Below are 16,498 nucleotides of genomic sequence, written 5' to 3' on the forward strand. Positions count from 1 at the left end.
CGGCGATCTGCCGGTAACGGACGGTAATGTCGGCAAGCGCGGGCCCATCCACTGCGGCGTAACAGTGATGCATACAAGCGCAACAGTTGCCCGTCTCACAGCAATCGTCTGTCTGGGGCGCTGCATCGGGTTGACCAGCGGCCAGCGGATGATGCTCGAGGGCCGCCAGGGTGATCTCCCCAGCGTCGTGGCAGGCCATGCCCTCAGCCATTGTCTGTGTGGTGGTCATGGGAGTTGCGTGACCCATTGCATCGCGCATGTGCTCGGCGTGCATATGCATAGAAGCACCTGCGACCCCGGGACCGTTGACCAGCACGGCCACGATCAGAAACAACCGCATCAGGAGTGCGCGCACAGACATGCGCTGGAGTATACATGATGTACGCCCAGATGAGACACGTAAAGCCAAGGGCCACGTGTCTGGCTGAATGAATGAAGGGCGCCGCGCACGCTGATCAGGTGCGTCATGAGTAGCCCGGGCACATGATTGTCGGCAAGCTGCTGAAGCATGGCGAGTTCCTCGCTGCATGAACCGTGGCTTTTGTACCATTGATCAGCTCGGTGTTGCGGTAACAAGGTCTAGCCAAGGACTTTGCGCGCAACACCAGCAAAAGTACCAGCTTTTCGCATTCTTGGTACATATCCAAAGCGTTGCGCTCGCAAATGCCCGGCACCGCAGGCATTTCTTCTCGAAAGGGGATGGAACCCGTTGCGCCTCGCGCATCCCCTCAGGTGTTGCGTTCGCACCCGGCGAGTACGCAACACCCATCTCCGCCTTTCCCCTCGGCCCTGTTGCGACCGTTGCGCTGAGGACATCCCTGGACTGGGGCAACTACGTGCCATGAATTGCGGGATTTGAAAGGCACGTTCGGCCGAGCTGTCCCGCCTATCGACGGCCAAGCTTCGTCTCTGATGCCAGTTCAGCGCGAATTCGCGCCAAAACGACATCGCGAAGCGTCCCTGAGATAGATCCCTCAACGGCCGCCGCGTAGAGGTCATCATCGCGCGTCGAAATGGGCAAGCCTTCTAATCGGAGCGAAGCCTTGGCTTCAACGAGCGCCTGTTGGCGCTGAGCCTTGCTGGTCATGGATGCCACCATTATTTAGCTCAATTGTAGCCAAATTCACCTGGGCAACCTGCGGCTAGGCTGCTCCACCGTGCAGACTTTGCCCACTGCAAGCCGCCTACCGCCGCTCAACGGCGATGGCGGGAAGTTCTGGCACAGACTGTCATTGAACAGTCACACAGCCGGAGAATACTTCCATTATTCCGGATAGATGGTTTAAAGAGCATGAGAAAGTTGAACGTTCTTTTCCTCTGCACGGGCAACTCAGCCCGGAGCATCATCGCCGAGGCTCTGGCCAACCATCTTGGGCGCGAGCGGTTGCACGCCTATAGCGCAGGAAGCCATCCGAAGGGCGTTGTCCACCCCATGGCCATCCAAGTGCTTGAGGAGACGGGTTTCGAGATAGAGAATCTGTCCAGCAAGCCGTGGGAGGTCTTCGCGGGCCCCGATGCGCCGCACATGAATCTGATCGTGACGGTGTGCGATCGTGCAGCAGGCGAGGCATGCCCGGTTTGGCCTGGTCATCCGGTCACGGCTCATTGGGGCATTCCCGACCCGGCGGCGGTGCACGGAAGTGAGGAGCAGGTCCATAAGGCCTTCCTGACAGCACTTCATCAGCTTCAACATCGCCTGACGTTGTTGCTTGCGCTTAAGCCTGAAGCATTGGACCGCATGACACTGCAGACAGAGGCGCGCAGCCTCGCCGACGTTGGCGCAGATCACTCACCGGGTGTCGACGAATTCGAGGGTCGGAGGTAGTCGCTGATCTGCCTGACCGCTTCGCGCGCGTAGCGTGTAACGCCGATTAATGTGGCCGACGCCATGCCGTTCCAGTCGCCATAGCCCAGTAGCCAGACCGACGGTTCTGCAACAGAGCGAACTTTGGAGTGATCCATTTCGATCTGGCCCTGCACGTTAAGCAGCGGCAGATCGTCCAAGTGCGACAACGCCGGGCGGAAGCCGGTACACCAGATAACCGCATCGAACGCCCGCTCGGTGCCGTCGGCCCATTGCATGCCGGTGGGGGAAAAGCGGGCCGGCGGTGGGACTGCGGCGAGCACCCCCCGCGCGCGCGCATCGAGCACCGGCGGCACCATGACGATGTCGCCGAAACCGCCTGGTGGCAGGTCAGGCTCCCGGCCTTCCTGCTGCGCCTTCCATCGCTCAGTCGCGCGTTCGAACAGCACGCGGCCGTCGACGTCATCGGCCAGGAACGCCGGTTCCTGCTGGGTGATCCAAGTGGTTTCAGCCACCATCGATACTTCGGCCAGAATCTGCGCACCGGAATTGCCACCGCCCATGATGGCCACCCGCATTCCGGCGAACGGCGCAGCGGTACTGTAGTGGGCAGAGTGCAGCTGGATCCCCGCAAAGGAGTCCAGCCCCTCGTACTCAGGCATGTAGGGTTTCCCCCATGTTCCGGTGGCGCTGATCACCGCCCGGGCCAACCATTGCCGACCGTCGCTGGCCTCCACCCGCAGCCGTCCGCCGGCGCGGCTGATTCGTTGCACGCGGATGGGGCGAATGATTGGAAGCGCATATTTCTGTTCATACTGCGCCAGGTAAGCGAGCACCTCCGCCCGCGCAGGGTAGGGGCCCTGGCTGGCGGGCATGGGCCACCCGGGAATCGAGCTCCAGCCCGCCGGGGAAAACAGATGCAACGAGTGCCAGGCATGCTGCCATGCCCCGCCGGGCGATGTTTCCGCATCGAGAATCACATAGGACAGCCCGCTGCGACGCAGGAAATAGCCGGCCGAAAGACCCGACTGCCCACCTCCGACTATCAGCACGTCGACGCTGTCCATCTGTGCTCCCTCGCGCCGCCGCACTCAGGCGGCGTTCTTACGCTGCTGTTGATCGGAAATTCTGAGTGCATCCAGATAGCGCTCCGCATCCAGCGCGGCCATGCAGCCGAAGCCGGCCGAGGTGATCGCCTGGCGGTAGTGCTGGTCGGCCACGTCGCCGGCGGCGAACACGCCTTCCACCGAGGTCTGGGTGGCGTTGCCGCCCAGGCCCGAACGGATGTCCAGGTAGCCGTTGTTCATGGTCAGCTGGCCGTCGAACAGGCTGGTGTTGGGGTGGTGGCCGATGGCCACGAAGAAGCCGTGCGCCTCCAGGTCGCGGGTGCTGCCGTCCAGGGTGGACTTCACGCGCACGCCGGTGACGCCGGCGTCGTTGCCCAGCACCTCGTCCACCTGGTGGTGCCAGACGGTCTCGATCTTGCCGGCGGCGACCTTGGCGAACAGCTTGTCCTGCATGATCTTTTCCGCCTTGAGCGTATCGCGGCGGTGGACCAGGTAGACCTTGCGGGCGATGTTGGACAGGTACAGCGCCTCTTCCACGGCGGTGTTGCCGCCGCCGACCACGACCACGTCCTGGTCGCGGTAGAAGAAGCCGTCACAGGTGGCGCAGGCCGACACGCCGCGGCCCTTGAAGGCCTCTTCGGTCGGAATGCCCAGGTACTTGGCGGTGGCGCCGGTGGCGATGATGAGCGCGTCGCAGGTGTACTCGGCGCTGTCGCCGATCAGCGTGAACGGGCGCTTGGAAAGGTCGGCGGTGTGGATGTGGTCGAAGATCACCTCGGTCTCGAAGCGCTCGGCATGGGCCTGCATGCGTGCCATCAGGTCCGGGCCCATCAGGCCGTGCGCGTCGCCCGGCCAGTTGTCCACCTCGGTGGTGGTCATCAGCTGGCCGCCCTGCTGCAGGCCGGTGATCACCACCGGGTTCAGGTTGGCGCGGGCGCCGTAGACCGCGGCCGTCCAGCCGGCCGGGCCGGAACCGAGGATCAACAGCGGGATGTGTTGGGTCTTGCTCATGACTCAATGACTCCGTGCGTCGGCAGGAAAGTAGCGCTTGCCCAGCCGCAGGGCGACATGGACCAACAGGATCAGCACCGGCACCTCCACCAGCGGTCCGATGACCGCAGCGAAGGCGACCGGCGAAGCCAGACCAAAGGCGGCGATGGCGACGGCGATGGCCAGCTCGAAATTGTTGCCAGCAGCAGTGAAGGCGATCGCGGTCGTGCGCGGATAGTCCTTGGCAATGAACTTGCCCATGAAGAAGCTCAGCACGAACTGAATGATGAAATAGAGCGTCAGCGGGATCGCGATGCGCACTGCGTCCATCGGGATGCGCAGCACATCGCCCCCCTTCAGGCTGAACATGGCAACGATCGTGAAGAGCAGCGCCGCCAGCGTGATCGGACTGATCGCCGGCAGGAACTTATCTTCATACCAACGCACGCCCTTGCGCGCCTTGAGCCAGCGGCTGGTGAGGAACCCTGCGAGGAAGGGGATGCCCAGATAAATCAGCACCGCCTCGGCAATGGTCCAGAAGCTGACGTCGATCACGCTGCCCTGCAGCCCGAACACCGGCGGCAGCCACGACAGGAAGAACCAGGCATAGACACTGAACAGCGCGATCTGGAAGATCGAGTTGAAGGCGACCAAGCCCGCCACATACTGCCCATCGCCACGGGCGAGTTGGTTCCAGACCAGCACCATGGCTATGCAGCGTGCCAGGCCGATCAGGATCAGGCCGGTCATATATTCGGGGTAGTCGCGCAGGAACAGCACCGCCAAGCCGAACATCAGGAACGGACCGATGATCCAGTTCTGCACCAGCGAGAGCATCAGCACGCGCTTGTCGGCGAACACCTTGGGCAGCTCTTCGTACTTCACCTTGGCCAGCGGCGGATACATCATCAGGATCAAGCCAATGGCGATCGGGATGTTGGTCGATCCAATCGACAGGCTGTGGAGCGCGCTGGGGACGCCTTCGAACATCGCGCCCAAGCCGACGCCGAGGGCCATCGCCAAGAAAATCCAGAGCGTAAGGTACCGGTCCAGGAAGGACAGGCGGGGGGAATCAGTAGTCATGGCAGGTCTCGGAAAAGCGGTTAGTCGATCTGCGCGATCGGGTCGAGGCGGGCCTTCAGCGCTGCGCGGTCGTCCCAGTCGCTGTCAGGAATCTCCAGGAAGGCCTGTAGGCGTCGCTTGATGGTCTGATGGGCACGGTCAAAGGCTTCTGCCTTCTGCGCATCCGAACCTTCCACGCCGGCCGGGTCGAACAGGCCCCAATGCACGCGAACGAAGTCACCAAACACCACCGGGCACGCCTCGGCGGCCGCGCTGTCACACACGGTGACGATCAGGTCCATGGCAGCGGCATCGACTTCGGCAAATTCGTCCCAGGACTTGCTACGCATGCCCTCGACCGGGAAGCCTTCGCGCTCCAGCTGGGCAATGGCAAAGGGATTGACGCGACCGGCCGGCTGGCTGCCCGCACTGAAGGAGAGATAGCGGCCTTCGCCCCATTTTTTAAGGGTCGATTCGGCAAGCACGCTGCGGGCGGAGTTGCCAGTACACAAGAACAGAACACGACGGGTCATTTGAGCGATCTCTATGACGGGGGAAGGTCAGCAGCCAGCAGGACGTTCGCAGGCTTGTTCGTCGGCGCAGCAGTTTTCGGTCAGGTAGGCCACCAGCGCGCTCATCGCCTCGAACTCGGCCCGGTAGCAGATGGTGCGACCGCGCTGCTCGGCGGTGATCAGGCCAGCGGCCAGCAACTCCTTCAGATGGAAAGAGAGGGTGGCACCGGGAAGGGAGAGGGACTGGGCGATGTCGCCGGCCAGCTTGCCGCCACTTCCGGCCTGGACCAGCAGGCGGAAGATGGAAAGCCGGGTGGCGTGACCCAGGGCGGCCAGGGCGTGAGTTGCGTTTTTATGTTCCATGCTTCTAGAATAGTCGAATCGAATAGGCAGGACAACCCCCATGCAACACCTTCCCAATGTCGTCCCGGGCGCCTTGAACCCTCCGGTGGCCGAAAAGCTGAGCGAGCCGAATGCCGCGCCGCACCGGCCCCGCATCCTGATCTTGTACGGTTCCCTGCGCCCGCAGTCGTTCAGCCGCAAGCTGGCTTTGGAGGCGCAGCGGTTGCTGGAACATCTGGGCGCAGAGACCCGAGTGTTTGATCCGCATGAGCTGCCGATGCTCGATTCGGTGCCGGCCACCCACCCCAAGGTGCAGGAGCTGCGCCAGGCTTCTTTGTGGTCTGAAGGGCACGTGTGGATCAGCCCGGAACGCCACGGCACTTTGACCGCCGTGTTTAAGAACCAGATTGACTGGCTACCGCTGGAAGAGGGGAGCGTGCGCCCGACCCAAGGTCGCACCCTGGCAGTGATGCAGGTCTGCGGTGGCTCGCAATCGTTCAACGTGGTCAACGCGCTGCGCGTGCTCGGCCGATGGATGCGGATGGTGACGATCCCCAACCAGTCGTCGGTCGCCAAAGCGTGGCAGGAGTTCGACGACGAAGGTCGAATGAAGCCTTCGGCGTATTACGATCGCGTGGTGGACGTGATGGAGGAACTGGTCAAGTTCACCCTGCTGGTGCGCGGGCGCAGTGACTACCTGGTCGACCGCTACAGCGAGCGCAAGGGCGCCGTTGAAGCGGCGGCGCTGGCGGCCGCTGCAGGCGTGGTCGAGACCATTTTGAATCAGGAGGAAAGTGCGTGAACGCTGTCATCTACCACAACCCCAAGTGCGGCACCTCGCGCAACACACTCGCGCTGATCCGCTTCGCCGGGATCGAACCGGAAGTGATCGACTACCTGGCCCACCCGCCCAGCCGCGCGCGCCTGGTCGACCTCATCACGGCCGCAGGGTTGAGCGTGCGTGATGCCATCCGGCAGAAGGGCACGCCGTATGACGAGCTGGCACTGGGCAATGCAGCACTGAGCGACGACGCGCTGCTTGATGCGATGCTGACGCACCCGATACTCATCAATCGTCCTTTGGTACAAACCGATAGGGGTACCCGTCTGTGTCGGCCATCAGAAGTGGTGCTGGACATCCTGCCGCCGCTGCCCGGACCGTTCCGAAAGGAAGATGGAGAGTGGGTGACCGGGCATACCGGAAGCTCGACGCCGTGATCCCATTGCTTGGCTGGGCTCGCTGCCGTTGAGAACCACAGGAGGTCATGCCCTATGTCGCCGCTCGATCCCGCAACAACCGAAAGCGCGTGGCGCGTCTTCCTGGTGTTCCTGCGACTGGGACTGACGTCGTTCGGCGGCCCGATTGCCCACCTGAGCTATTTCCGCCACGAGTTCGTCGAGCGTCGCCGTTGGCTGACGGACCGTAGCTATTCCGATCTGGTGGCCCTGTGCCAACTACTTCCGGGCCCGGCCAGCAGCCAGGTTGGAATGGCGCTTGGCCTGCGTCGAGCCGGCTGGCCTGGTCTGGTGGCCGCCTGGGCAGGCTTTACCCTGCCCTCGGCCGTGCTGATGATCCTGTTTGCCTTGGGCGTTGCCGGATACCAGGGAATCGTTGAATCCGGCTGGCTGCATGGCCTGAAGATCGTGGCAGTTGCCGTGGTGGCCCAAGCGGTATGGGGAATGGCCCGGTCCCTGTGCCCGGACCGTCTGCGCGCAGGGATGGCATTTGTTGCCGCTGTGTTGACCTTGGCCATGCCCTCGGTCGTCGGCCAGATCGTGGTGATCATCTTCAGCGGACTGCTCGGTCGCTGGATGCTGAAGATCGAACCAGTTTCCGGCCAATCAGACGGCGGCTATCCCGTCTCGCGAAGAACCGGCACGGTGGCACTGGTGCTACTGGTGCTGCCACTTGTTCTGCTGCCGGTGTGGGCCGCGGCGAGCGGATCCCCCCTGGCCATGCTGTTGGAGGGGGTCTACCGCGCCGGCGCCCTGGTCTTTGGCGGCGGCCACGTCGTGCTGCCATTGCTGCAGACCGCGGTTGTCCAGAGCGGCACCGTGAGCACGGCAGATCTGCTCGCCGGGTACGGTGCGGCGCAGGCGGTGCCGGGCCCTCTTTTCACATTCGCAGCGTACCTGGGGGCCATGGCCGCGGGTCCGTTGAGTGGCTGGGCGGGAGGTCTTACGCTGTTGGCGGTCATTTTCATGCCTGCCGTTCTCGTGCTCGTAGGAGTGCTGCCCTTCTGGGAGTCGCTAAGCCACCGCAAGGATCTGCAGGCTTCAATTGCAGGCGTCAACGCCGGGGTCGTCGGGATCCTGCTGGCAGCGTTGTACGACCCGGTGTGGACGAGTGCGATCCATGACCGATGGGATGTCACGATGGCGCTGGTTGCGTTCGGGCTACTGGTCGTCGCGCGTGCACCGCCGATCGTGGTGGTGTTGCTGGCTGCCATGGCGGGTTGGGCGATGGCGCGGTAGTCAGGGCATCTGCCAGAGCATATAAGCCGCCGTCATGAAAATGAGTAGCGCGAATGCAACATTCAACACTCCACGGTGCTCTGCCAACGCTGCTGATGCGCGCGCTCCGGCGATTCCGCCCGCACTTCCAGCAACGACGAATGCGGCAGCAAGTGGCCAGTTGACCAGGCCGGATTGAGCATAGTTGATGGCAGTCGTCAGACCGAAAGCGGAGACAGCTACGAGGGAGCTGCCTATTGCGGCCAGCATCGGCATGCCCGTGGCGGCCATCAGCCCAGGGACAACCAGGAAGCCGCCGCCAATACCGAAGAATCCGGAGAGTGCCCCGGAGAACGCCCCTAATCCGAGCAGTGCCGGCATGTTCCCTTTGCTGAGGCGGACGCTTGCATCACCTTCCGCATTGCGTTTGCGCAGCATAAGAATGCCTATCACGACCATCAGCAGGGCAAACATGAACAATAGTCGCTGCCCATCCACGGCCTTACCTAAGCTGGAGCCCAGATAGGCGCCAGCGATGCCTGCCAACGCGAAGACCGACGCGCACGGCCATCTCACGTTTCCCCGGCGGGCATGAACGAAAAGGTTGGAAAGTGCATTGGCAGCAACCGCCAATGCACTGGTACCGATGGCGACGTGTGGACTGTCGATGCCCACCAGGTAAAGCATGAGCGGGACAGCCAGAATAGAGCCGCCTCCGCCGACCAGCCCGAGTACGAAGCCCACCAGAATGCCGGAGAGTCCACCCAGCGCGAGCTGCAACAGGGAAAGGGTTTCCATGTCAGTTGGCCGTTAGGCAGCGGAAGAGGGGGCGCCTCGCAGGCGCGAAGCAAGAGAGGACAGGTCGTAACCAGCCTCACCGGCAATGGACAGCACCTGTTCGGGCGTAGCTCCGCCGTTACGAACCTGGGATAGGGCCCATAGCGACGTCGAGCGGGTGCCGGTCCTGCAGTAAGCGACGATGGGTGCAGGCAGTTGTTCCAGCAGCACGCCAAACTGCTGCACATGTCCATCGGTGATGCCGCCAGGCACGACGGGCAGATAGGCAAAGCCCAGGCCCGCCCTGGAGCAGGCCGCCTGCAGTGCAAGGTGATCGGGCTGGTCCGGCTGCTCGCCGTCGGGTCTATTACAGATGACACTCGAGATGCCCGCCTTTTTCAAGGCAGGTATGTCGGTGGGAACCAGTTGGTCGGTCACATGCAAGCTCGGCGCAAGTGAGTGCAGATTCATGGCGAATTCTCTGTTGAGCGGGGACGGTGGAGGAGCCAGTGGAGGAGCATGCCGACGACCATGGCGGCCGCGAAAACGAGTGCAAAGGGTTGACCCGTTGGCAACAGTGCAATGGCCGGGCCCGGGCATACGCCTGCCAGCCCCCACCCAACGCCAAACACTGCCGCGCCAATGACCAGGTTCCGGTCGATCTGACGCTGATTGGGAATGTGCAGCGCCGCAGCGAGCACAGGAGCATTGCGTGCGCGGACCCATCGATAGGCGATCGCTGACGGAATCAGCGCCCCGGCCATGACAAGTGCCAGTGATGGATCCCACCTGCCTGTGACGTCAAGAAAGGCGAGTACGCGCGTGGGATTGGCCATGTCCGAGACGACCAGGCCCAGGCCAAACAAGGCGCCACACAGAACTGCCGCCAGCCGGATCATGTTCCGCCTCCGATCATCATGCGGACAACCGCCACGGTCGCCATGCCCATGAGCATGAAAACGCCCGTGGCAACCATGGAGCGTGGTGACAGCCTGGCCAGGCCGCAAACGCCGTGACCGCTCGTGCAGCCAGATCCGAGGCGGGTTCCAAAGCCGACCAGCAGCCCGGCCAACACCAACAACGGCGTAGCGGAGATTGAAAGCGACGGCAGCGAAATGGGCTTGACCGCGAGCGCCAGCCCGGACGCCACCAGCAGCCCTGCCAGGAACAGGGCCGACAAGGAGCGGTCGCCAGCGGACGACAGGCCAAGAGTGTTTGCAAGCAAGCCGGAGACGCCGGCAATGCGACCGGTCAGCAGCAGAAATCCACCCGCTGCCGTACCGATCATCAGGCCGCCGATGACGGGCCAGTACCACGCCAAAGAGGGGAGGGTCATAGCAGGTCCACCGGCAGTTTGAGGTAGCGCACCCCGTTGTCATCCGGGTCGGGCAGATGGCCCGCGCGCATGTTGACCTGCACTGAGGGCAGGATCAGGCGCGGCATGGGGAGCGTCGCGTCGCGGCTCTCACGCATCTCCACGAACATGTCCTCCGTCACACCTTGATGCATATGGATATTCGCGGTTCGTTCCGCGCCCATGGTGGTTTCCCATGCGAACCGATCCCGGCCCGTGGCCTTGTAGTCGTGGCAGAGGAACACCCGGGCGTCATCCGGCAGGGCCAGTAGACGTTGGATGGAGCGATAGAGCTGGCGGGCCGAGCCACCGGGGAAGTCGCAGCGGGCCGTGCCGTAGTCCGGCATGAACAGAGTGTCGCCCGGAAAGACCGCATCCCCGATGACGTAGGCCATGCACGCAGGGGTGTGGCCTGGCACGTGCAAGGCAGTTGCCTGGAGATTCCCAACGGTGAACTCCGCGCCATCGGCAAACAGATGGTCGAATTGGCTCCCGTCGCGCTTGAACTCCTTGCCAGCGTTGAAAACCTTGCCGAAGGTGTCCTGCACGCCGGTGATGTGCTCGCCAATGGCAAGCGTTCCGCCGACCCGCCGCTGCAACCACGGTGCAGCGGAAAGGTGATCGGCGTGGGCATGCGTTTCCAGCAGCCACTGAACCTGCAGCCCTTCGTCATGAATGTACTGGACCAGCGCCGCGGCGGAGTCGGTCGAGGTGCGTCCAGAGGGCATATCGAAATCAAGAACGCTGTCGATGATGGCGCACGCCGAAGACCGGGGGTCGCGTACCACGTGGCTGGCCGTAAAGGTGGCGGGGTCGAAGAACGTCTTCACGCAAGGCGAAGGCGTGTGGCCACCTCGCGCTTCACGCACGATGTATTGAGCTCTCTCCAATGAAGAATCGACGACGACAGGCCTGTTCACGACTCGCTCCCGGTGGTTGTATGATGGATATTAATACATACTTACGTAAACTATGTAAGTGCCGCTTCGTGTCCTTTGTCCGGTTCAGCTGGCGTGCGGATTAACAGGTACGCTCTAGCTCTCCTTTCTGGTGAACCGCTCTTGACCAACCGCCTCACCGCCAACAACCTGGCCGACATGAAGGAACGGGCGCCTGAAGTGGCCGAGTTGCTGCGCTTCATGGCCACGCCGTCGCGTCTGCTGTTGCTTTGTCAGCTGTCCCAAGGGGAGTCGACCGTCGGCGCCCTCGAGGAGGCCACCGGCATCCGACAGCCGGCCCTTTCCCAGCAGCTCGCCGAACTGCGTCAACGGCATCTGGTGACGACCCGGCGAGAGTCACGTTCAGTCTTCTATCGCATCAATGACAGCCGCGTTGAGGCGATGCTGGTTGCCATGCACAGGATCTTCTGCGTGGATCAGTCCGACGACCGGGAGTGAGCAGACGTGGCGTGCCGTACGCTGGCACCCACCGCGCTGATGATCGCTCCAGCCGACGCCAACAGCACATCCTTGTGCGCATCCCACACGTCGCCCTGGATGCCGAGATAAGCCATTCCAAGGTCCTGGTCGACCACCAGAACCGCGCCCCATTCGATCAGTTCATAGGCAGCGGACGTGGCGACGATGAACTGAGTGGCAATCAGGGTCAGCGTCAGCTCGCTGGCCACAGCACGCCTTGCGTAGAGCTCTCTCGCCGCGGGAAAGACCAATACGCCGTAGGCGAGGTGAACGAGTCTGTCGAAATGGTTGCGATCCCAGCCGAACAGGTCGGTGATCCTGTAGCCCGCAAGTTTCTGCGCCCAAGCGTCGTAAGGGACTTCCGAGTACGTAAAATGAGCGCCCACGGCATGCAGGCACAGAAAAAGCAGAAGCGAGACATTGGTTGCGGGCCGGAACGGGCGCTTCCACTGCTGGAAGACAACGTAGGGAATGGCGATGAATACCAGCAGATTCTCCAGCAACCAGTCGCGCCGGTGGTAGGGTTCGACTGCGGCAAGCAGCCAGCACCCTATGTAGATTCCAAGGCAGAACAGCGCGAAGCGCCAGGAGTCCGACTGCGTGCTCCCCAATCTGCCTTTCGCCGCTGCCGAGGCACGATCCTGGCGTTGGGGGTACTCAATGGGCATAAAGGACCGGAATGGTCGCCCCCTGCAATAGCTCCATCGTCATCCCTCCGATGGTCCGCTCGCGCAGGCGGGAGTGTCCGTATCCGCCAACCACGATCAACGTCGCCTTGGTCGCGCGGGCGTGATCGAGCAGGACCTCGCTGGAACGGCGGTGTCTGGCAAGCAGCCGGGTGGCCGATGCGGCGATGCCCCAGCTCCGGAGGTGTTCAATGAGGGAAGCTGTGACAGTGCCAGCAGCACCCTCCATCTCGTCCGAATGGCTGCATATCTCCACCAGAAGGACAGTCTGCACCTGCTGTAGCAATGGGATCGCGCTGTGCAGGGCGCGGCATGCGTTTGGGGTGTCTTTCCAACCCACAATCGCACACGAGTGGTCGCTTGCCCGCCAATGCGGCGGCACCACCACAACGGGCCTTCCCGCGTCAAAAAGCAGCGCATTGAACAGGGCCACGCCCGCTGGGTCGGCCTTGGCGAATCCTGACCAGCCCCCGACAATGGCCAGATCCGCAGAGAAGGCCAGTCGAGCGGCGAGCTCTGCAGGAGATTCAATGCCCGCTTCGTGAACTTCTACGGAAACACCAGGGTGCTCTGCGATTCTGGCCCTGATCCTTGAGGCTCTTTCCGAGGCCTCCCGCCGACATGCGTCCTGGGCAGCCAGGAACGATGCGCGGGGCGTCGGATCAGCAGTCCCGATCGCCGGCGGAGGCAGGTCGACCGTTTCGATGATGCGCACCCGCGCGTCCTGCGACCTGCCGATCTCGACGGCGAAGCGGATGGCCGCGTCATCTGCTGATGAGTCTGACAAAGGCACAAGAATATCCTTCAACATGGCTCTGGCATCCTGGTGCGTCAACGTGACAGGAACAGGGGCGTGAGGGTGCGCTCGAAGAGCTCCCTCGTCGTTCCCCCCAGCAGCCATTCGCGCGCGCGCGAATGGCCATAGGCGCCGCAGACGAGTAGATCCGCCTGGCTATCAAATGCGTGGCCCAGTAGCGCTTCAGCCACGCTCCCCCCATCTGACGACACGGGAGTAAATATCGCTTCTCGCCCCTGCCGCATCAGACTGTTGATGAACGCCTGAGCATGTTCATTGACCCGGTCACTTCCGTCCACGGTGGTAACCACAAGGGCACACGCGAAATCCAATCTCAGGAAATCATGTGCCGCGCGAGCGGATTCGGGGGTTGCACTCCAGCCGATGACGGCCCGCTTGAAGATTCCGTCGAAACGGGTTCTCCCTGGCAATGCCAGGATGGGGCGTCCGGATCGGCTAACCAGTGAAGAGAACTGAGCATGTTGCAGCCTGCGCTCGGCGTGGTCATGTCCGGCGCACGCCATTATCACCTGGTCGAAACCCTGTGCGCGCAGGGCAATCGCGTCCACAGGACGTTCCGCGCGCCCGTCCTCGATCTGGATGTCATGCGGAACGCTCCACTGCGCAACCCGGCGCAAGAGCGTGGCGACTCTGGGCGGGACTTCGGCGCGTGCAACGTCGGGCAAGGGAGATTCCACTGGCTGCACCAGCGTGATGTGCCCGCCACGGGCGCCGACAAGCGCTGCTGCCAGCTGCATGGCAGAAGCATCAGCGGGCGTATCCGTCAAAGGGACAAGAATATCCATCTTGGCTGTTGGACACAGAGGCCGGCGTTGCCCCGCATTCTCCGCCAGTCCTGCACGGAGATATTGACGTGGGTCAAGGTGTTGACGATCACCCGCTACGCCCGGCGGCCACAGCGAACGTTCCGACGATCAGGCTGGTCCCGATCAACAACGGAGCAGAGAAGCGCCATCCGCCCCTTGCCGCGGCGATCAAGCATTTCAGCAATGAGTTGGTCGCGAGTGCGATGGTGATCGCCTGTATCGCGATACCGTTGCTGATCCGCTCCGCACCAACCATCTGGGCGGCAGAGGCGGTGGCGGCATGTACGTCGGCAATGCCGGAGATGCCCAGAGTCCAGGGCAGGCTCTCGTCACCCAGCCAGTCTCGCAGCAGACTTGCTGCCAGAAGCAGAATGACGATCAGCCCAACAAAAACCACGATCGCCAACGGTTTGAATGGCCGCACGATGGCCAGCCCGGACACCGCTGAGGTACTGAGCAAGGACCGCCATCCGAATGCCAATGCTATCCCCATGGCCACGATTGCCGAGCAGACCAGCGGGACCATGCTGTAGGCGAGTAATGCAGGTGCCAGCGTGCCCATTACCAGGCCCAACTGCAGAATCATGGCCACGTTGGAAAGCAAGGCTGCTCCTGCGAATGCAGGCGCCAGCCGGGGCGACGACCGCGCCCCGTCCGCCATTGCCGCGATGGTGGCGGTACTGGAGACAAACCCACCGGCGAAGCCGGTCAAGGCCAAGGCCGACCGGGGCCCCAGATGGCGTAGCGCCAGGTGCGCTCCGACGCTGACTGCCATCAGCGCCACGATGAGTGTGCCGAGCCGACTCGGGTTGATGACTTCCCAAGGGTCGACGGTGCGGTCTGGAAGCAAGGGAAGAATCAGAAAGCCAGCAACCAGCACCGTTGCGACGTCCCGAAGCTCACGGCTGGAAACCTTCGCATTCACCTTCCGTATCAGGGCAGGGCCCCCAACCAGTATCACCAGGATGGCACTGCCGGCGAGGATCGCCGTTGCAGGTGCGCTTACCGCAATGGCGCCTACCAGATACAGGGCAGGCAGCACAATCAGACTGGCCGCGGCTGCCTGGGAGTGTCGTGGGCGAGGGCAGACTGCCAGGCCCAGCAGCACTGCGCCAGCTACCAGCGCCGCGCCTCCCAGCAGCGCTCCCAACCCGCCTGAGATCGCGACCAGCGCAAGCACAACACTGCCCCCAAAGCGCGTGTGGGCCGCCGCCATCCTCCCGCCTGCTCGCTGCCAGGCCAGTCCAACAAGGGCGCCCACGACAGAGGCGGTAATCAGCCCCGCGGCGGTGCCTGCCGGATCCTGGACGATGCTCAGCATTTTTGGTTGCCCACTGGAATCGGTCAATGGCGATTCTGCTCGGGCATTTGTCCAGAACGAATCCCGGGATGACTTGATCCAAGTCAACGATCCAGGGGAACTTTCGTTGACTTCGATCAAGTTCATTCGTCGCGCGGGGCTCAAGCTAACGACTCCTTCACCCCGGGGAGACCGATCATGTACTGCGACATTCTGCTGCCCTTCGTCTTGGGGCGCCTGCACGAGCAGGCGTTGGGTCTGGCCACGGCGCTTTCGCGTGAGCAGGGGAGCCGTCTGGTAGCTCTGGCTGGGGCCAGTGTAGTTGTGCCGGTAGCGACGGGTTGGATGTACTACCCTGCCGTCTACACCGCTCTGCACGAGCCGGCCAAGGAAACGGTCAGGATGCTTGCCACGTCGCTGGAGGAGCGGCTGGCGGGCGCAGGGGTAGATTGGCTCGTGTCCGCGAACGAGAGGGTGTGGGAGGGGCCTGTGGATCAGGTGATGCCTCAGTCACGATGCGTTGACCTGACCATCTTGGGGTTGCATCGCGATGACCCCGGCATTGAGGACACGCTTGTCTCCTCGTTGCTGGTGGAATCGGGCGTGCCGCTGCTGCTCGTGCCACCGGAAGCACGCGATGCGGTGCCGCGTGACGTTGTAATTGCATGGAAAAGCACGAGGGAATCCATTCGCGCGGTCCATGATGCCTTGCCGTTGCTTGTCGCTGCACAGCGTGTACACCTGTTGTCTATCGATGCCGGTCCCGGCGAACCCAGCAGGGAGAAAGACGCGACTCTGCGCCTGGTGACTCATCTACAGCGCCACGGCGTCTCAGCCTCGCCTGTGCACCGCGGCTATGAGGAAGGTGGAGCAGGACCGGCCATACTGAACTTCGTGAAGGAGAGCGGCGCCGATTGCATTGTCGCCGGCGGCTACGGCAGATCCCGTGCCTCGGAATTCCTGTTTGGCGGCGTTACCCGCACACTGATCCGGCACAGTCCGATACCAGTATTTCTCGCCCACTGAGATCGGCGTGAAGCCCGCTGGCCACCCAGTTCTCCCGTACCGGGCATCGGCTGCCGAGCAACGCCGGCTTGGCCTGCCGCACG

22 protein-coding genes are annotated in these 16,498 nt (G+C 62.9%); 6 read left to right on the forward strand and 16 right to left on the reverse strand.

Translation table 11 applies throughout. The features are described from left to right. Nucleotides 1-361: CopL family metal-binding regulatory protein (locus OC373_RS18120; protein WP_261998236.1), on the reverse strand; the 361-nt coding region annotated here is incomplete at its 3' end. 525 nt (nt 362-886) lie between these two features. After that, a complete protein-coding gene (locus OC373_RS18125) occupies nt 887-1,087 on the reverse strand; it encodes a hypothetical protein (RefSeq protein ID WP_160298434.1) in 201 nt (66 codons plus the stop codon). A gap of 204 nt (nt 1,088-1,291) precedes the next feature. Here OC373_RS18125 and OC373_RS18130 point away from each other — a divergent pair, with 204 nt between their 5' ends. After that, a complete protein-coding gene (locus OC373_RS18130) occupies nt 1,292-1,825 on the forward strand; it encodes an arsenate reductase ArsC (RefSeq protein WP_080341466.1) in 534 nt (177 codons plus the stop codon). Here OC373_RS18130 and OC373_RS18135 read toward each other — a convergent pair. Genes OC373_RS18135 through OC373_RS18155 form a run of 5 tightly spaced genes read right to left on the reverse strand, consistent with a single transcriptional unit; the run spans nt 1,786 to nt 5,798 of the window. Continuing rightward, complete coding sequence (locus OC373_RS18135) at nt 1,786-2,871, reverse strand: ArsO family NAD(P)H-dependent flavin-containing monooxygenase (protein ID WP_046272493.1); 1,086 nt, start codon at nt 2,869-2,871, stop codon at nt 1,786-1,788. The two genes, OC373_RS18130 and OC373_RS18135, sit on opposite strands and share 40 nt — an antisense overlap. Before the next feature lie 24 nt (nt 2,872-2,895). Then, on the reverse strand, nt 2,896-3,882 hold the full coding sequence (gene trxB / locus OC373_RS18140) for a thioredoxin-disulfide reductase (RefSeq protein ID WP_046272492.1): 987 nt from the start codon (nt 3,880-3,882) through the stop codon (nt 2,896-2,898). Nucleotides 3,883-3,885: 3 nt separating this feature from the next. After that, a complete protein-coding gene (arsB, locus tag OC373_RS18145; protein ID WP_046272491.1) occupies nt 3,886-4,944 on the reverse strand; it encodes an ACR3 family arsenite efflux transporter in 1,059 nt (352 codons plus the stop codon). 20 nt (nt 4,945-4,964) lie between these two features. Continuing rightward, nucleotides 4,965-5,456, reverse strand: coding sequence for an arsenate reductase ArsC (locus OC373_RS18150; protein ID WP_046272490.1), 492 nt, complete (start codon nt 5,454-5,456; stop codon nt 4,965-4,967). Nucleotides 5,457-5,483: 27 nt separating this feature from the next. Then, a complete protein-coding gene (locus tag OC373_RS18155; protein WP_046272489.1) occupies nt 5,484-5,798 on the reverse strand; it encodes a metalloregulator ArsR/SmtB family transcription factor in 315 nt (104 codons plus the stop codon). A 40-nt stretch (nt 5,799-5,838) separates the two neighbouring features. On the opposite strand from OC373_RS18155, the gene arsH reads away from it, so the two are divergent. The 3 genes from arsH to chrA are packed head-to-tail and all read left to right on the forward strand — an operon-like array spanning nt 5,839 to nt 8,252. Then, complete coding sequence (gene arsH, locus OC373_RS18160) at nt 5,839-6,579, forward strand: arsenical resistance protein ArsH (protein WP_046272488.1); 741 nt, start codon at nt 5,839-5,841, stop codon at nt 6,577-6,579. Then, nucleotides 6,576-6,995, forward strand: a complete 420-nt coding sequence (gene arsC / locus OC373_RS18165; RefSeq protein ID WP_046982947.1) for an arsenate reductase (glutaredoxin) — start codon at nt 6,576-6,578, stop codon at nt 6,993-6,995. Before arsH ends, arsC begins: the two co-directional genes overlap by 4 nt. A gap of 54 nt (nt 6,996-7,049) precedes the next feature. After that, entirely contained in the window at nt 7,050-8,252 is a 1,203-nt protein-coding gene (chrA, locus tag OC373_RS18170) for a chromate efflux transporter (RefSeq protein ID WP_046272486.1), read from the forward strand. Here chrA and OC373_RS18175 read toward each other — a convergent pair whose 3' ends face one another. The 5 genes from OC373_RS18175 to OC373_RS18195 are packed head-to-tail and all read right to left on the reverse strand — an operon-like array spanning nt 8,253 to nt 11,231. Beyond that, complete coding sequence (locus OC373_RS18175; protein ID WP_080341470.1) at nt 8,253-9,014, reverse strand: sulfite exporter TauE/SafE family protein; 762 nt, start codon at nt 9,012-9,014, stop codon at nt 8,253-8,255. It lies immediately after the preceding gene. A gap of 27 nt (nt 9,015-9,041) precedes the next feature. Next, a complete protein-coding gene (locus tag OC373_RS18180; RefSeq protein WP_049430400.1) occupies nt 9,042-9,479 on the reverse strand; it encodes a TIGR01244 family sulfur transferase in 438 nt (145 codons plus the stop codon). Further along, a complete protein-coding gene (locus OC373_RS18185; RefSeq protein ID WP_046272483.1) occupies nt 9,476-9,907 on the reverse strand; it encodes a YeeE/YedE family protein in 432 nt (143 codons plus the stop codon). Before OC373_RS18185 ends, OC373_RS18180 begins: the two co-directional genes overlap by 4 nt. Next, nucleotides 9,904-10,344 (reverse strand): YeeE/YedE family protein, encoded by a 441-nt coding sequence (locus tag OC373_RS18190; protein ID WP_005413386.1) that lies wholly within the window; start codon nt 10,342-10,344, stop codon nt 9,904-9,906. Before OC373_RS18190 ends, OC373_RS18185 begins: the two co-directional genes overlap by 4 nt. Continuing rightward, nucleotides 10,341-11,231, reverse strand: coding sequence for an MBL fold metallo-hydrolase (locus OC373_RS18195; protein ID WP_261998238.1), 891 nt, complete (start codon nt 11,229-11,231; stop codon nt 10,341-10,343). The genes OC373_RS18190 and OC373_RS18195 overlap by 4 nt, the downstream gene beginning before the upstream one ends. Nucleotides 11,232-11,459: 228 nt before the next feature. Here OC373_RS18195 and OC373_RS18200 point away from each other — a divergent pair, with 228 nt between their 5' ends. Continuing rightward, complete coding sequence (locus OC373_RS18200) at nt 11,460-11,759, forward strand: metalloregulator ArsR/SmtB family transcription factor (protein WP_032967187.1); 300 nt, start codon at nt 11,460-11,462, stop codon at nt 11,757-11,759. Here OC373_RS18200 and OC373_RS18205 read toward each other — a convergent pair. From OC373_RS18205 to OC373_RS18220, 4 genes are all read right to left on the reverse strand, one after another. Beyond that, on the reverse strand, nt 11,738-12,448 hold the full coding sequence (locus OC373_RS18205; RefSeq protein WP_049430396.1) for a DUF2238 domain-containing protein: 711 nt from the start codon (nt 12,446-12,448) through the stop codon (nt 11,738-11,740). The genes OC373_RS18200 and OC373_RS18205 overlap by 22 nt on opposite strands. After that, on the reverse strand, nt 12,438-13,277 hold the full coding sequence (locus OC373_RS18210; protein WP_049430394.1) for a universal stress protein: 840 nt from the start codon (nt 13,275-13,277) through the stop codon (nt 12,438-12,440). Before OC373_RS18210 ends, OC373_RS18205 begins: the two co-directional genes overlap by 11 nt. A 20-nt stretch (nt 13,278-13,297) precedes the next feature. Continuing rightward, complete coding sequence (locus OC373_RS18215; RefSeq protein ID WP_049447182.1) at nt 13,298-14,068, reverse strand: universal stress protein; 771 nt, start codon at nt 14,066-14,068, stop codon at nt 13,298-13,300. Nucleotides 14,069-14,156: 88 nt separating this feature from the next. Then, on the reverse strand, nt 14,157-15,536 hold the full coding sequence (locus OC373_RS18220) for a DUF4010 domain-containing protein (protein ID WP_080101814.1): 1,380 nt from the start codon (nt 15,534-15,536) through the stop codon (nt 14,157-14,159). A gap of 51 nt (nt 15,537-15,587) precedes the next feature. Between OC373_RS18220 and OC373_RS18225 the strand changes: the two genes are divergently transcribed. Further along, nucleotides 15,588-16,415, forward strand: a complete 828-nt coding sequence (locus OC373_RS18225; protein WP_049430389.1) for a universal stress protein — start codon at nt 15,588-15,590, stop codon at nt 16,413-16,415. The last annotated feature ends 83 nt before the right edge of the window (nt 16,416-16,498 follow it).

The sequence above is a fragment of the Stenotrophomonas sp. Ste96 genome (assembly GCF_024519495.1).
Classification (GTDB): domain Bacteria; phylum Pseudomonadota; class Gammaproteobacteria; order Xanthomonadales; family Xanthomonadaceae; genus Stenotrophomonas; species Stenotrophomonas bentonitica_A.

Bases quoted from the DNA above. Each gene is read 5' to 3' on its own strand.
- OC373_RS18125 (WP_160298434.1), bottom strand. From the start codon at position 1,087: ATGACCAGCAAGGCTCAGCGCCAACAGGCGCTCGTTGAAGCCAAGGCT.
- OC373_RS18130 (WP_080341466.1), top strand. From the start codon at position 1,292: ATGAGAAAGTTGAACGTTCTTTTCCTCTGCACGGGCAACTCAGCCCGG.
- OC373_RS18135 (WP_046272493.1), bottom strand. From the start codon at position 2,871: ATGGACAGCGTCGACGTGCTGATAGTCGGAGGTGGGCAGTCGGGTCTT.
- trxB (WP_046272492.1), bottom strand. From the start codon at position 3,882: ATGAGCAAGACCCAACACATCCCGCTGTTGATCCTCGGTTCCGGCCCG.
- arsB (WP_046272491.1), bottom strand. From the start codon at position 4,944: ATGACTACTGATTCCCCCCGCCTGTCCTTCCTGGACCGGTACCTTACG.
- OC373_RS18150 (WP_046272490.1), bottom strand. From the start codon at position 5,456: ATGACCCGTCGTGTTCTGTTCTTGTGTACTGGCAACTCCGCCCGCAGC.
- OC373_RS18155 (WP_046272489.1), bottom strand. From the start codon at position 5,798: ATGGAACATAAAAACGCAACTCACGCCCTGGCCGCCCTGGGTCACGCC.
- arsH (WP_046272488.1), top strand. From the start codon at position 5,839: ATGCAACACCTTCCCAATGTCGTCCCGGGCGCCTTGAACCCTCCGGTG.
- chrA (WP_046272486.1), top strand. From the start codon at position 7,050: ATGTCGCCGCTCGATCCCGCAACAACCGAAAGCGCGTGGCGCGTCTTC.
- OC373_RS18180 (WP_049430400.1), bottom strand. From the start codon at position 9,479: ATGAATCTGCACTCACTTGCGCCGAGCTTGCATGTGACCGACCAACTG.
- OC373_RS18185 (WP_046272483.1), bottom strand. From the start codon at position 9,907: ATGATCCGGCTGGCGGCAGTTCTGTGTGGCGCCTTGTTTGGCCTGGGC.
- OC373_RS18190 (WP_005413386.1), bottom strand. From the start codon at position 10,344: ATGACCCTCCCCTCTTTGGCGTGGTACTGGCCCGTCATCGGCGGCCTG.
- OC373_RS18200 (WP_032967187.1), top strand. From the start codon at position 11,460: ATGAAGGAACGGGCGCCTGAAGTGGCCGAGTTGCTGCGCTTCATGGCC.
- OC373_RS18205 (WP_049430396.1), bottom strand. From the start codon at position 12,448: ATGCCCATTGAGTACCCCCAACGCCAGGATCGTGCCTCGGCAGCGGCG.
- OC373_RS18210 (WP_049430394.1), bottom strand. From the start codon at position 13,277: ATGTTGAAGGATATTCTTGTGCCTTTGTCAGACTCATCAGCAGATGAC.
- OC373_RS18215 (WP_049447182.1), bottom strand. From the start codon at position 14,068: ATGGATATTCTTGTCCCTTTGACGGATACGCCCGCTGATGCTTCTGCC.
- OC373_RS18220 (WP_080101814.1), bottom strand. From the start codon at position 15,536: ATGAACTTGATCGAAGTCAACGAAAGTTCCCCTGGATCGTTGACTTGG.
- OC373_RS18225 (WP_049430389.1), top strand. From the start codon at position 15,588: ATGTACTGCGACATTCTGCTGCCCTTCGTCTTGGGGCGCCTGCACGAG.